Here is a 14,846-nt window from a genome sequence, read left to right as displayed (position 1 = left end):
GACAGCCCGAGGCCGAACAACTCGGGCCAGGGATGCGGCCGCACCCGCACGTAGGAAAACCAGTGCAGCGCACGGGCGACCGCGATCACGTCGTGGTGCCAGCGGGCGTGCGCCGCGTACCGGATCGCCGGGATCCAGTTCCCCGCCTCGGCGTCCAGCCAGGCCTCGGCTTCCGCGCAGGTGCGCAGCGGAACCGTAGCGGGTTCGCCGCACGGCTCGGCTCGTTGCCACACGTCGAACAGCAGGCCCGCGCGGGTCGCGGTGTGCACGAGCCACGCGTTCGCCCGGTCGGTGGCCGCCCGCCGCGCCGACGGGGATTCCTCCTCCCGGAACCGTTCGACGGCGAACGCCCGGAGCAGCCCGTGGAGTTCGTACCGGTCGCCGTCGCGCCGCACCAGGCTCGCCTCGGCCAGCATCGTCAGCGCGTGGGTGGCGTCTTCCGGTTCGATCCCGGCGGCCACCGCGGCCAGCGCCGGGGTGAAGTCCGCGCCGGGGATGACCGACAGGTGCCGGAAGACCAGCCGGGCCCGTTCGCCGAGCCTGCGGTAGGACACCGCGAAGGCCGTCCGGACCTGGAGATGACCGGCGGACAGCAGGGACAGCCGCCGCTCGTCGGCCAGCATCGCGGCCAGGTCCTTCACCGTCCACTGTGGACTCACGGCCAGCCGGTGCCCGGCCAGCCGCAGGGCCAGCGGCAGATTTCCGCACAGCCGCGCGACTTCCGCGGCCGCGTCGGGCTCGGCGTGCACCCGCCGCGCACCGGCGATCCGGGCCAGCAGGGCCACCGCGTCACTGGGCCGCAGCACGTTCAGCACCCGGTGGTAGCCGCCGGTGAGCTCGGTCAACGCTCGCCGGCCCGCCACCAGCACGAGGCATCGGGCGGTCCCGGGGAGCAGCGTCCGGACCGCGGCCGCGGCGGGCACGTCGTCCAGCACGATCAGCATCCGCTTGCCGTCGAGCAGCGACCGGTAGAGCCACCCCCGTTCCGCGAGCGATCCGCGGATCTCGGTCTCGGGCACGCCCAGCAGGCGCAGCAGCCGGTCCAGTGCCCGCGCCGGGGTCAGCGGTTCGTCCATGCCCCGCAGGTCGAGGAAGAACCGGCCGTCCGGGAACAGGTCGGCCAGCGCGTGCGCGGCGGTGGTGAGCAGGCCGGTCTTGCCGACGCCCGGCAGCCCGGAGATCGCGGCGACCGGTACCTCCGCCGCTCCCTGCGCGACCTGTTCGGCGAACGCGCGCAGCTCGGCGAGTTCGGTGTCGCGGCCGATCAGTTCCCCGGACGGGTCCGGTTCGGACGGCCCGGCCGGAACGCGGCGACGGCCACGGCGGGCCGCGGCGAGGAATTCCGCCCGCGCCCGCTCCTCCAGCCGCAGCGCGCCGGCCAGCGCGTCCACCGACCGCCGCTGCGGACCTCGCGCCCTGCCGCGTTCGATGTCACCGATCGCGCGCACGCTCAGTCCCGACGCCTCGGCGAGTTCCTCCTGCGTGAGCCCGGTCGTCTGCCGGTGCCGCAGCAGCAATTCGCCGAACGCCGTCTCTTTCCCCCGCTGCATGATGCCCCTCATTGCTCTCTCGTCCCGGCGCCTCGAACCCCCAGCGGCGTGACATCACACAGTGTTAGGCCCGACCCCCCGTTTTGCCTCACGGTCCGCACCGCAATACTTAACGAGCACCCCGGATCAGCCCTTCGGGCACTCCGCTTGGTGACAGTGGGTGATGATCCTGGTGCGGGGGAGGTACCACGGTGGTTCTGGAGATGACGCGGCCCCTGATCGGCCGCGAGGACCAGCTGGCCCGGGTGCGCGAGGTGCTCGCGGCCGGGACCGGGACGCTGGTCTTCGAGGGACCGCCCGGGGCGGGCAAGACCGCCCTGCTGGCGGCGGCCGGGAGGCTGGCCGGAGCCGACGGCCTGCCGGTGGCCAGTGCCCGGGCGCATCCGCTGAAGGGGGATTTCACCTTCGGCGTCGCCCGGCAGTTGTTCGAACCACTGCTGGCGGCGCTGCCGGAAGAGGAACGCGCCGCCGCGCTGAGCGGCATGGCCGCCCCCGCCGGGCAGGTGATCGGCGGAAACGCCGAATATGACAACGATGTCGGTGACACCTTCGCCGTGGTCCACGCGCTGTACTGGCTCACCGCGCGGCTCGCCGAGCGACGACCTCTGGTACTGGCGATCGACGACGTCCAGTGGGCGGACACCGCCACGCTGCGCTGGCTGCTGTACCTGGCCCGGCGCGCCGAAGGGCTGCCCGTGGTGCTGCTGGCCTGCCGCAACATCGCCGAGCCCGGCGCCGATCCCGGGTTGCTGGCCGAACTGGCCGACACCCTCGCCGGTGTCGAAGTGCCCTGGCTGACCACCGGCGAAGCGGCGGAGCTGATGACCGGCGTGTTCGGCCGCTCCCCCGATCCGGGTTTCAGCGCCGCCTGTCATCGCGCCACCGCGGGCAATCCGTTCCTGCTCGGCGAGCTGGCCACCGCGCTGGCCGCCCAGGGCCTGGCCCCGACCGAGGAGGCCGCGGACCGGGTGGCCGACCTGGTCCCGGACACCGTTGGCGAATGGGTGGCCACCCGCATCCCGGCCGGTTCGGCGGCCGCCGAGCTGGCCAAGGCGGTCGCGGTGCTGGGCGACGGCACCGACCTCGCCACCGCCGCGGCGCTGGCCGGTCTCCCGCTGGACCGCGCGGGCGCGGCGGCGGACGCGCTGGCCGCGCTGCGCTTCCTGGCCGGCACGCATCCGCTGGAGTTCGTCCACTCGATCGTCCGCAACGCGGTCCTCGCCGGGATCGCGCCGGGCGAACGCCAGGAAGCCCATCGGCGGGCCGCCCGGCTGCTCCACGAGCGGCGCCGGGCGGACGAACAGATCGCCGCGCAGCTGCTCGCGTCGGAGCCGACCGGGGAACCGTGGGCGGTCGACGCGCTCCGGGCGGCCGCGCACGCGGCCGTCCGGCGGAGCGGGCCGGAGGCCGCGGCCACCTATCTGCGCCGCGCGCTGAAGGAACCGGCGCCGGGCGAGCTCGGTGCGGACCTGCTGGCCCAACTGGGTCAGGCCGAGCTCGCGGTGGACGCGCCGAGCGCGGTCGCCCATCTCCGCGAAGCGTTCGACAAGGCACGGGACCCACGCCACGCCGCCCGCATCGCGGGCAGTCTCGCGGTCGCGATCACACAGTGCGGCGAGTACGCGCGCGCGGAGAAGGTACTGGCCCACGCGATGGCCGGGCTCGACCCCGGCGAGCACGAGCTGATCATGGAGCTTGAGGCGACCAGCATGATGATCGGGCTCGGCGCCTTCGCGCCACCGATGGCCGCCAGGGCACGCCGGTTGTTCGAGACGGCCTCGAGCCCGGAGGTCGTCCGCTGGGCCGCCGCGGCACTGGCGATCTACGAGGCATGGACGGGTGGCTCGTGCGCGAAGACGGTCGCCATGGCCGAGCGGACCTTCGAGCTTGAAGCCGGGCACGATCAGTTCTCCCTGGTGGCGACCGGACTGGCCTCGGCCGCCTGCTGCTACGCCGATCGGCTCGACCTCGCCGAGGCGTGCGGTGACCGGATCCTCGAACTCGCGCGCACCACGGGAATTCCGACGATCGCGAAATGGGGGCAGTGGCTGTACGGCTTCATCGCGTACCAGAAGGGCCACGTCACCGACACGATCGAGCGGATGCGGATCGCCGAGGAGATCACCGAATCGGTCAACGGCGAGGGCCACCACCCCGATGTCTACGCCGGATTCGCGGAGTCCTATGTGGACCAGGGCAGGCCGGACGAGGCGGAGGCGGTGCTCGCCAGGTTCGGCTTCCTCGACGGCGACATTCCCGACAGCACCGGGGCGGCCGCGCTGTTCGGGGTGCGGGGCCGGGTCCGGCTGCTGCGCGGTGACCCGCACGGGGCGCTCGAGGACCAGCTGCGCGCCGGCCGGATCCTCGAAGCGCTGGGCATCGGAAGTCCGGCGCTGTCGGCCTGGCGGTCCCGCGCCGCGATGATCCACCACCGGCTCGGGGACTCCGCGGCGGCCACGCGCCTGGCAGGCGCGGAACTGGAGCTGGCCCGCGCGTGGGGCGCCCCGCGCCCGATCGGCATCGCGCTGCTGGCGACCGGGATCATCCACGACGATCTGGACGTCCTCGCCGAATCGGTGGCGGTACTGACGGAATCGCCCGCCCGTCTCGAACAGGCGCGCGGCCGCCTCCACCTCGGACTCGCCCTGCACGCCCGCGGCCGTTCCGAGGACGCGCGAGCCGAGCTGCGCCAGGCCTACCGGCTGGCCGGGGACTGCGGCGCGGACGCGCTCGTCGAGCGTGCGGGTGAGGCCATCACCCGCGCCGGCGGCCGGCGTCCCCGCGCGGCGCGGACCGGTGCCGGGGCGCTCACCGCGCGGCAGCGCCGGATCGCCGAACTGGCCGCCGCCGGACTGACCAACCGGCAGATCGCCGAGGAGCACTACCTGACCCTGCGCACCGTGGAACACCATCTCACCGGCGTCTACCAGATACTCGGCATCGATCGCCGGGAAGAACTCGCCGCCGCGCTCGCGGGAGGGGAATCGTGAACACCCCGCTGTTCGGCCGCGACGCGCAGCTCACCGCCATAGCGGAGGCCCTCACCGCGGAGCAGCCGGAGCACCTGGTGCTGTCGGGGATCTCCGGCGCCGGGAAGTCCGCCCTGCTGGACAGCGCGGCGGATCTCGCCGTCCGAAAAGGACACCGGGTGTTGTGGGCACGGGCGCATCCGCTGGAGCAGGACTACGCGTTCGGCCTGGTGCGCCAGCTCTTCCAGCCGATCATCGCCGAATTGTCCGATGTGGACCGTGCCGCGTTGTTCACCGGCGCGGTGGCTCCGGCCGTCGCCGCGGTGTGGCCGGAGCCGGGGCCGCCCGCCGAAGCCGGAGACGTGCATTTCGCCGTTCCGCACGCCCTCTACTGGCTCGCGGTACGGCTGGCCGAACAGGGCCCGATCGTGCTCGTCGTCGATGACGTGCAGTGGGCGGACGAGGCTTCGCTGCGCTGGCTGGCGTACCTCGCCAGGCGCGTGGATCCGGTACCGCTCCTGCTGCTCGCGGCGCGCACCACCGGGATGCGGGGCGGTCAGGAAACACTGGTCGACCAGCTGACCGGGCAGCTGCGGACGGTGGCGGTGTCCGGTCTGTCCGAACAGGACGTCGCCGCGTTCGCCCGCGCCACGCTGGGCGCCGAACCCGAACGCGAGTTCGTGGCCGCGTGCCGCGAGGTCACCGGAGGGAACCCGTTCCTGCTCGGCGAACTGCTCGCCACCCTGGCCGGGGAGGGCGTACCGCCCACCGGGGAGGCGATCGCCCGGCTGGCCGAGTTCAGCCCGCACGGGGTGCCGCGCTGGGTGCTCACCAGGATCCGGCGCGCCGATCCCGCTACCTCCGCTGCCTGCGCCGCGGTGGCCGAAGCGGTGGCGATCCTCGGAGAGAGCGCGTATCCGCCGGTCGTGGCCGCCGTCGCCGGGCTCACCGAGGAGACCACCGGTCGTGCCGCGGACGTGTTGTCGCGCCTGGGTTTGCTGCGCGAAGGGGCGCCGTTGCGGTTCGCGCACGCCATCGTCCGCGGCGCGGTCGAAGGGGAGATCCCGGCCGGACGCCGCCGCGCCGCCCACGCACAGGCCGCCCGCGTGCTCGACACCCGCCGCGGCGACGCGGAACGGGTCGCCGCGCACCTGCTCGCCTGCGATCCGATCGGCGAGCCGTGGGTGGCCGACGCGTTGCGCCGGGCGGCCCGGCTGGCGCTGAGCCGGGGTGTCGCCGAGCCCGCGGTGCGGTACCTGCGCCGCGCGCTCGCCGAAAGCGGGGACGAAACGACCAGGGTGGTGGTGACCGCCGAGCTGGGCCGCGCATCGCTGTCGGTCGACCTGCCTTCCGCGGTGGCCCACCTCACCGACGCGTTCGACGCCGTGGTCGCGTTGCCCCGCGAATCCTGGCCGGACCGGCTGTTCACCGCGACCGTGGCCAAGGATCTCACCCTCGCCACCGGCGCGAGCGGGAACTTCTCGATGGGGCGTGACGTGCTCGACCAGGTGGCGGCGGCGCTCGGGGACAGCGAACCCCAGCTGGTCTGCGATCTGGAGGCGTACGCGATCGGCGCGGGCGTCGGCATCCCCGGGTTCCCGCACGAGGAACGGCTCGCCCGCCTGCGCGAACGGGCCGCGCCCTTCCCGGACTCCGCGCTGCTGGCCTCGGCGTTGACCGCGCATCACCGGTCCGGCACCGGAACCGGCCGGGAGCGGGTGGTCGAGGATCTGCGGCGGGCCTGGGCACTGCCCACGGCCTCGGCCATCGAACGGCTGGGGGCCTTCGCGTTCTGCGCCGCCGGGCTGTGCCGGGCCGACGAGTTCGACCTCGCCGCGAAGTTCAGCGAGGCGCTCATCGCCGATTCGGCGCTGGCAGGCCAGCCGATCTTCGCCGAACTGGGGCACGCGCTGCACGGCGTCGTCGCCTTCCACACCGGCAGGCTGTCCGACGCGATCGACGAGGCACGCGCGGCGATCGAGCTCCGCGACAGCCTGTCCGGGGGCCGCTGGCCGGCGTCCGGCTGGGAGGGCCATCTGATCCGGGTCCACCTGGCCCGAGGTGAGCTGGCAGAGGCCGAACGGCTGCTGACCGCGGCCGGGGAACCCGAGACCTGGCAGCCGAGCTACTTCGCGAACTGGCTGTTGTACGGCCGTGCGCAGGTGCGTGCGCTGCGCGGGGACCTCGAAGGCGCGCTGGCGGATCTGCTGGCCTGCGGCCGCAGCCTCGCCGGATACGACATCCACAATCCGGCCGAGATCCCGTGGCGGTCCAGGGCGGCTCTGGTCAACCGTCGGCTGGGGCGGACCGCGACCGCCGTCGAACTGGCCACCGAGGAACTCGAACTGGCTCGCCGCTGGGGCGCGCCACGGGCGCTCGGCCAGGCCCTGCGCGCACTCGGCCGGATCACCCGCGACACCGACCTGCTCGCCGAATCCGTTGCCGTACTGGCGGATTCCCCGGCGAAACTGGCCCGCGCCTATTCGCAGTTCCACTTAGGACTCGCCCATCACCGGGAAAGCCACCGCGCCGACGCCAGGACCGTGCTCACCAGGGCACACCGGCTCGCGCACGAATGCGGTGCCCACCGGCTGGCCGAGAACGCCGCCGAGGCGGTGAAACGGATCGCCGGCCGACGGCCCAGCGCGCCCCGGATCGGGGTGGCCGCCCTGACCGCGCAGGAACGCCGGATCGCGGACCGGGCCGCGGCGGGCGCGGGCAACCGGCAGATCGCCGAGGAGCTGTTCCTGACCCTGCGCACGGTGGAGCAGCATCTCACCTCGGCCTATCGCAAACTCGGCATCGACGGGCGCCGCGGCCTCGCCGACGCCCTGCGGTCCCGGTAGTTCTGCCGGTTCTTCCACCTGGCCCGGTCCCCGGGCCCGGGTTAGCGTGGGCGCTGTTCGTGCGCCCCTTCGGCTCCCAACGCACGAACGCGCGGTGACGGCCGCCGCCGCCCGGCACCCCAGCGCGCGGCGGCGGCCGTCCGCGTAGTTCTGCCACTTGTTCTGCCTGGTGCGGGAATGGACCGGGTTCTACGGTGAATCCGCCCCGGCGGCCCGGTGCGGTCCCCGCCCGTCGCCCGGTTCCGTTTGTCCACAGAGGACGAATAAATCCAGCAACGCATCAGGAGAAATTCATGAGGTATCGAGGTATCGCCGCGGCAGTCGTCGTGGCCGCCTCCCTGCCGCTCACCGCCTGTTCGTCCACTGCGGACGCCGCGACGATCGCCTGGATCGACAAGGTGTGCGGAGTTTCGGTCAAGCTTGGCGACGTCTTCGCCGCCGTCAAGCCGATGAACGACGAACCCGCCAAGGTCAAGGCGCAGTCGGTGTCCGAATCGGACGCCCGGGTGACGGCGATCGACCAGGCGGTGAGCGATCTGAACGCCTTGAAGAAGGGACCGCACGCCGATTCCGAGAAATACGTCTCGCCGCTGGTCGACATGTACACGAAAATGAAGCCCAGCCTCGAACGCGCGCGGAACGCGATCCGGTCGGCGGACGAGCAGGATCCCACGGCCGTGAACGCCGCGCTCGCCACGATCGACAAGGAAACGGACGAGGTCAACCGGATCCGCTCCGGTTACCAGAGCGTCACTATCGCGGCCGATCTCGCCGACGCCGAGGGCAAGGCCGCGAACTGCAAGAAACTCCCTTCAGCGAACAAGAAGTAACCAGAAAGGTTGACGACATGACCCACCCGGAAGCCCTCCGCACTCCCCCGGTACCGCGGGACGCCGAGACCAGCGGCCCGGAATTCAAGCGGCGCAGCCCCGCCGGGGTGTGGCTCGGCCTGCCGCTGATCACGCTCGGGATCTACCACTTCGTCTGGTACTACAAGATCCACCGTGAGATGGCCGCGTTCCACCGGAAGCCGGACTCCCCGGTCGCCGGTCCGATGCTGGTCCTGCTGTTCCTGTCCTGGACCCTCGTCGCGCCGTTCGTCTCGTATTACCGGACCGGGGAACGCATCCGCGAAACCCAGCGGCACGCCGGGCTGCCCGAGTCCTGCAACCCCGTGCTCGGGACGTTCCTGATGCTGCTGTGGGGCGCCGGTGTCCTCTACTACCAGGGCGAACTGAACAAGATCGCGGACTCGCGCTGATCGCGGCCGCCACGAGCTGAAGGGGACTTTCGTCTCGTAAGACGTGCTGAAGGGGACTTTCGTCGCATGCGATGCGAGGAAATAGCCCATAAACACCCCCGACACCGGGGCCGGACAATAAAGGGCGCGGGGGCGCCGCAGCTTTCGAGGAGTCCGAGCGCCTGCTGCCGGCAGGTCAGCGCGCGGTCGGGCTGGTGCAGCCCGTCGAGGGCGCTGCCGAGGGCGGCCAGCGCACCGGCGACGACATAGTCGTGGTGCGTCTGCCTGCCGATGGTCAGCGCCTCTTCGGCGACGTCGAGCGCCTGGCCGAATTCACCGGCCTTCCGGTGCACCTCGGCGAGGCAGAGCAGCACCCGAGCGGTCTGGGTCCGCAGCCGTGCTTTCTTGTACATCGCGATCGCTTCGCGGAGATGACCGCCCGCCTCCTCGGTCCTGCCCAGTTCGCCGAGGACGATCCCGATCTGGTGCAGGGCGTTCGGCGTGGCGATGCTGTCCCCGATGTCCCTGCTGACGGCGAGTGCCTCGGCCGCCGCGGCCAGCGCGCGGTCGCCGTCACCGACGCCGAGATGCGCACAGGCACTGGTGGCCACGGTGAACGCGACAGCGGCGTTGTCCCCGAGAGCGCGGTAAAGCGGGCGTGCCTTGTCCAGCAGCGCGAGAGCGTCCGCGTAACCGCGGCGTTCCACCGCGCAGATCCCGAGGCCGAGCAGGGACTGGGCGACGCACTGGGTGTCGCCGGACGCCGTACTCAGCTCCAGCCCGGTGGTGAGCTCGGCCTCCGCCTCCGGAATCCGCCACGCGTGGTGGAGGAACACCGCGAGCGCGTGCCGGGAACGGATCTCACTGCCGCGGTCACCCCGGCGCCGCGCGGCCGCGGCGACGGCCCTGGCCGCCAGCCCCACGTCCCCGCTGGGCGAAACCCGGTCCATGAGCAGGGCGAGGAGCAGCATCAGGTCGGCCGCCTGGCGAAGCTCGCCCGCCGGGTCCTCCGTGGTCTGGCCGACGATGCGCATCGTGCTGTCCCGCATGACATCGAGCCAGTCGCGGGCCTCGTCGTGGCCGGCGAACGACAGCCCGGCCGCGTAGGTCGGAGCCACGTAGCCGGGCTGGCTGTCGCCGGGTTCGAGCAGCCGGAACACGTTGCGCGTCGTGGCCAGCGTGAAGTCGAGGACCCGGCCCACCACCGCGCCGCGCTCCTCGGCCGGGTCGATCTCCTCGGCCTTGCGCCGGGCGTACAGCCTGAGCAGATCGTGGTAGTGGTACTGGCCGGGCCGGGGAGAGTCGAGCAGCCCGGTGTCCACAAGGGACTCGAGGATGTCTTCGGTCCGCTGCTCGCCCAGGTCCAGCGCCGCCGCCGCGGTGGCCAGCGGCAGGAAGGCCGCGTCGGGCACGGACAGCAGCCGGAACGCCTCGGCGTGCTCGGCGCCGAGCTGGCGGTAGCTGAGCTCGAAGGTCGCTTCGACCGCCAGATCACCCACCCGGAGCTGGTCCAGCCTGCGGTACTCGTCACGCAGGCGCCGGGCGAACGAGGCGATCGTCCAATCAGGACGGCAGGCCAGCCGGGACGCGGCGATCCGCACCGCGAGCGGGAGGAACCCGCACGCGGTGAGCACATCGAGAACGGCGTCCGGTTCGTCGTCGGCCCGCCGCTGCCCCACGATCGCGGCGAACAGCGCCGCCGCATCGGCCCGCTCCAGTGCTTCGAGCGGGACGAAAACGGCGGGAATCCCGGCCATCGTCGCCCTGCTGGTGATCAGGACCGCGCTGCCGCCATCACCGGGCAGCAGCGGACCGACCTGCTCGGCGTCGCGCGCGTTGTCCAGCACCAGCAGCACCCGCCGCCCGGCAAGGCAGGACCGGAACAGCGCCGCCCGCTCGGACGCCTCCTCGGGCACGGCGGAGTCGGCGACCCCGAGCGCCCGCAGGAAACCCGCCAGCACAGCGGCCGGATCGCGGGGACGCGCACTCGTTCCCTCGAGGTCCACGTAGAGCTGTCCGTCGGGGTAGTCACCCCGGACCGAGTGTGCGATGTGGACGGCGAGGGTGGTCTTCCCGATCCCGCCGATCCCGCTGATGGCCGTGACCGGCACGGCCCGTCCCTTTTCGGCGCGCAGCGAGGCGGCGAGTTCACCGACCCGGGTGGCGCGACCGGTGAAATCGGCGACGTCGGCGGGGAGCTGGGCGGGTTTCGGCACGGCGGGCCCCGTCCTGGGCCCGGCCGCCGGTGCCGGGGCGGCGAGCGCCGGATCCGCGGCGAGGATTCCCTGGTGCAGCGCGCAAAGCCGCTCGCCGGGTTCGATGCCGAGCTCCTCGGTGAGCGTGCGCCGGGTGTCGGTGAACACCCCGAGCGCCTCGGCCTGGCGCCCGCCCCGGTACAGCGCGAGCATCAGCAGCTCCCGCAGCCGCTCGCGCAGGGGATGTTCGGAGGCCAGCGCGGTCAGCTCCGCGACCACGCCCGCGTGTTCGCCCCTGGCCAGTTCGACCTCGATGCGGGTCTCCAGAGTGGTGAGCCGCCGCTCGGCCAGCCGGGCCCGCTGTGCCTCGCCGTAGGGGCCGGGGACGCCCGCCAGCGGCTCGCCCCGCCACTGCCGCAACGCGGCGGCCAGCAACCGCCCCGCTTCACCGAGGTCACCGGCCGCCTTGGCCTGTCCCGCCTCGGCGACCAGCCGCTCGAACACCCCCGCGTCGACGTCTTCGGCGCCGCAGCGCAGGGCATAGCAGCTGCCGGCCGAAACCAGGAGATCCTCGCCCCCGAACACCGCCCGCAGCCGGGAAACATACGTCCGGAGCGCGCCGAGCGCCCGTGGCGGCGGATCCTCTCCCCACAGCCCGGCCACCAGCTGGTCCACCGACACGGCCTGGGCAGGTCTGAGCGCCAGCATCGCGAGGACCGCCCGCTGCTGGGGCGTCCCCAGCGGTAATTCGTCCTCACCCCGCCACGCCTGGACCGGCCCGAGCACCGTGAACCGCACGTCGCCAGCCGGCTGATCCACCGGCCCCCTCCTCCCCGCACCGCACATCGGGCGGGGGAACCACCCGCCGCGCTTCGCGGAGTATAGCCGCGAGCGAGCGGTAGGGCCGCTTTTCGGCATCACGCGCCGGGCCATCGCGGACGATCCGGCGCACGATTTTCGCGTGACACTCGACCGGGTGTTCGGCGGCTGTCCTGGGCGCCAGGAACGAACTCACCACGACACATCCGGCGATCAGCACGGACAGGGTTTTCCGCATTGAGGTTTTCTCGGTAGCGGTCGGCCGCGATCGGCCCAGGCCACGCCTCCGCGGGCTTTCGCCCCCTGTCCCGAACGCGTCGTTCACGACGTTCACCGTCCCCAACGGAGCTTTCGAGACACCGGCACCACCCCGCTTCCGCCCCGCCGGCACCCCAGCGAAGCCACGCCCCTACCGAGAAAACCGCATTAGGGTCCCCGGGAAAGGAAGAACGGTTCCTCCCCCGAGTGTCCCGGAAGCCGGGCAACAAAGTGCCAACGTCGTGTTGACGGATCAGCAGGCTCGCGCACGGCACCTTGTCCTTTGTGGACTCCAGCGCTGCGAAGGGGTCCTTCACCACCTTCGAGGTGTCTCGCAGCGTGTGAACCGGCGATCCCGCCGCGAGGACGTTTACCGGTTGTTGAGCACGCGTTGGCGGCGCCTTCCTAGCCTGCCAGGCGCACGCTGGACCAGAGAAGGATGAAATGAATTCGAAGGGGACTGCCAAGCGCGGCTTGGCGGGGTGGATCAGAGCGGTCATCGTCGCGGCGGTCGTCCTGCTGCTCACCGGCGTCAGCCTGTGGGTGTACGCGGTCGAACGCGGCAATGGCCAGAGCCAGATCGTCATGGGGGAAATGAACGCGGCCGACCGGGTGGACATCGCCGTCTTCGCCCAGAAGGTCGACGCGACGGCTCAGGAGCTGTCCGTCCAGGTCGAGCTGCACCCGCAAGGGCGGCTGGCCGACGGCGAAACCGGCGCACCACAGCAAGAAATCACGGTCTACACCAACGGTCTCAAAGGAGAAACCCTGTCACTCAAGCCGGGAAAGAGCCCCGGCGTGTCCGACCTCAAGATCGCCCTGCACGACGGCGTGGTCACCGACTACCCGTTCGACCGGTACAAGTTCGACTTCCTGTTCGCGGCCGTGGCCGGGAACCAGGCCGTCCCGGTGAGCGTGACGTTCACCAACGCCGACTCGTTCTTCAAGATCAAGCCCGCCGACCTGAAGACCGACGGCAGTGCGCTGACCTTCACCGCCCAGGCGGGGCGTTCCACCGGGACGATGGCCTTCGCGGTGTTCATCATGGTCTTCATGTGGGGCCTGAGCCTGGCCGCGGTGATCGCCGCCTGGTTCGCGGCGGGCGGCAGGCGCGGGCTGCTCTGGCCGTCGCTCAGCTTCATGGGCGCGCTGCTGTTCGCGCTCGTGCCGCTGCGCAACGCGCTGCCCGGCTCCCCGCCCATCGGGGCGATCGCCGACTTCGGCGCGTTCTTCATGGCCGAGGCACTGATCTCGATCTCGCTGATCACCACGGTGGTGTTCGGGTACATCGTCGAACGCGCCAACGCGAAGAAGGAAGCGGCCGAGCAGCAACCGGAGCCACCGGCCCAGGGACCCCCGCCGATGGCGATGACGGCTCCACTGGCGCCGGTCGGTCCCGTTGTCCAGCAGGGACACCAGTCCGGCTGGCCCGGCCAGCACTTCCCCCGATGAGCGAAAAGGCGGCGAGCGTGCATCACGACGAGGCGTACTCCGGCCGGCGACGCCCGAATCGGCTCGGCTACGCGCTTTTCCTCAGCCGGTGGCTCCAGTTCCCGCTGTACGTCGGGTTGATCGTGGCCCAGGCCGTCTACGTCTGGCGGTTCCTCCTGGAGACCTGGGATCTCGCCCGGCACGGCTTCAGCGGCCATGGCGCCGACGGCGGCCCGTTCACCGAGTCGGACGTCATGCTGACCGTCCTGCAGCTCGTGGACATCGTGATGATCTCCAATCTGCTCATCATGGTCATCGTGGGCGGGTACGAGACGTTCGTGTCCAGGATCCGCCTGCGGGGTCACCCGGACGAACCCGAGTGGCTCTCGCACGTCAACGCCAACGTGCTCAAGGCCAAACTGGCCACGGCCATCATCGGCATCTCCTCGATCCACCTGCTGCGGACGTTCATCAAACCCGACAAGGTGGCCGCCACCGGGGAGATCGACGTGACCGCGGTGATGTGGCAGGCGATCCTGCACTCCATCTTCATCCTCTCCGCGATCGGACTGTCCGTTGTGGACAGGATCATGAGCGGGACCGAGAAGCTGTCGCGAACCCACCGGGAAGCCGGTTACGCGGACCTGGTGGCGTTGCCGTCCGAACGGGACGACGTCGTCCCTGCCACCGTCAACGGCCGGGATTCCGCGCGTTGACCGGACGTTGACCAAACGGTATCCGGCGGGCGGAATAGTCGTCCGGCATCGGAACGGTGCTTCCGCGCGCGCCCGCGGCGCGTCAGTGAAATGTTGTTGTGAAAGGGATTTTCCATGAAGAGTAAGACCATCGGCGCTGCGCTGCTCGCGATCACGTGCGCGTTCGGGCTCGGCGCGTGCGGTTCCAAGCCGGAGACGCCGAAGGCCGCGGACCGATCGAGCGCACCGACCGCGACACCGGCGGCCGCGCCGAACCCCGGCGCCGACACCGTGAAATGGCTGGACCAGTTCTGCACCGCGGCCGGCGGGATGACGGACGTCGCCAAGAAGGCACCGCAGTTCGACGAGTCCACCCCGCCCGCCCAGATGAAGGCCGAACTCGGCAAGCACCTCGATCAGCTGTCCACGGCGCTGGGCGGCATGACGGACAGGTTCCGGGCACTGGGCAAGGCACCCGTCCCGAGTCTCGACGAGGCTTCCCGCAAGCTCACCACGTCCTTCGGCCAGCTGAAGCAGGTGTTCGACGCCCTCAAGGACCGGGTCGGGAAGGCGGATCCGGCGGACGGCGCGGCGTTCATCAAGATCGGCGAGGACGCCGACACCGAGGTCGGCAAGGTCAACTTCGACTTCGACACCAAAACCGACAAGAGCGTCGAAGAAGCCGCAGCGAAGGCCCCGGCCTGCAAGAAGTTCACCACCAGCTGACCCGGACATGGGGGGGGCGCCCCCCCCGGGGGCGCCGCGGGCCCCCGGGGGGGGGAGATGAAACAAAAGAGGGTGTGATCAATATATTGGATGTAAAAAAAAACAACATCACACGCC

At 71.5% G+C, this 14,846-nt stretch carries 9 protein-coding genes; 7 read left to right on the top strand and 2 right to left on the bottom strand.

Annotated features, from left to right (window positions below; translation table 11 throughout):
• Positions 1-1,550 (bottom strand): NB-ARC domain-containing protein (locus ACFWX1_RS17340; RefSeq protein WP_378388359.1); only part of this gene is annotated, 1,550 nt, incomplete at its 3' end.
• 203 nt (positions 1,551-1,753) lie between these two features.
• Between ACFWX1_RS17340 and ACFWX1_RS17335 the strand changes: the two genes are divergently transcribed.
• The 4 genes from ACFWX1_RS17335 to ACFWX1_RS17320 all read left to right on the top strand — a co-directional run bounded on the left by ACFWX1_RS17335 (position 1,754) and on the right by ACFWX1_RS17320 (position 8,626).
• A complete protein-coding gene (locus tag ACFWX1_RS17335; RefSeq protein WP_378388357.1) occupies positions 1,754-4,540 on the top strand; it encodes an AAA family ATPase in 2,787 nt (928 codons plus the stop codon).
• The gene (locus ACFWX1_RS17330) at positions 4,537-7,365 is read left to right on the top strand and encodes an ATP-binding protein (RefSeq protein ID WP_378388355.1); all 2,829 of its coding nucleotides are present in this window, start codon (positions 4,537-4,539) and stop codon (positions 7,363-7,365) included. Before ACFWX1_RS17335 ends, ACFWX1_RS17330 begins: the two co-directional genes overlap by 4 nt.
• A gap of 293 nt (positions 7,366-7,658) precedes the next feature.
• The gene (locus ACFWX1_RS17325; protein ID WP_378388353.1) at positions 7,659-8,195 is read left to right on the top strand and encodes a hypothetical protein; all 537 of its coding nucleotides are present in this window, start codon (positions 7,659-7,661) and stop codon (positions 8,193-8,195) included.
• A 17-nt stretch (positions 8,196-8,212) separates the two neighbouring features.
• Complete coding sequence (locus ACFWX1_RS17320) at positions 8,213-8,626, top strand: DUF4234 domain-containing protein (RefSeq protein WP_378388351.1); 414 nt, start codon at positions 8,213-8,215, stop codon at positions 8,624-8,626.
• Here the strand turns inward: ACFWX1_RS17320 and ACFWX1_RS17315 are convergent.
• On the bottom strand, positions 8,587-11,619 hold the full coding sequence (locus tag ACFWX1_RS17315; protein ID WP_378388349.1) for a BTAD domain-containing putative transcriptional regulator: 3,033 nt from the start codon (positions 11,617-11,619) through the stop codon (positions 8,587-8,589). The genes ACFWX1_RS17320 and ACFWX1_RS17315 overlap by 40 nt on opposite strands.
• Positions 11,620-12,321: 702 nt before the next feature.
• Here ACFWX1_RS17315 and ACFWX1_RS17310 point away from each other — a divergent pair.
• From ACFWX1_RS17310 to ACFWX1_RS17300, 3 genes are all read left to right on the top strand, one after another.
• A complete protein-coding gene (locus tag ACFWX1_RS17310) occupies positions 12,322-13,329 on the top strand; it encodes a DUF4436 family protein (protein WP_378388347.1) in 1,008 nt (335 codons plus the stop codon).
• Positions 13,326-14,024 carry a TIGR00645 family protein gene (locus ACFWX1_RS17305; RefSeq protein ID WP_378388345.1) on the top strand — a complete coding sequence of 233 codons (699 nt, stop codon included), beginning with the start codon at positions 13,326-13,328 and terminating at the stop codon, positions 14,022-14,024. The genes ACFWX1_RS17310 and ACFWX1_RS17305 overlap by 4 nt, the downstream gene beginning before the upstream one ends.
• 114 nt (positions 14,025-14,138) lie before the next feature.
• Positions 14,139-14,729: a hypothetical protein gene (locus ACFWX1_RS17300; protein WP_378388343.1), complete on the top strand. Its 591-nt coding sequence runs from the start codon at positions 14,139-14,141 to the stop codon at positions 14,727-14,729.
• Positions 14,730-14,846 lie beyond the last annotated feature (117 nt).

This window comes from Amycolatopsis sp. NPDC059021 (genome assembly GCF_042739895.1).
In the GTDB taxonomy this organism is placed as follows: domain Bacteria; phylum Actinomycetota; class Actinomycetes; order Mycobacteriales; family Pseudonocardiaceae; genus Amycolatopsis.
The sequence above is the reverse complement of the archived record's forward strand: the minus strand, read 5'-3'. Positions and strand labels throughout refer to the sequence as shown.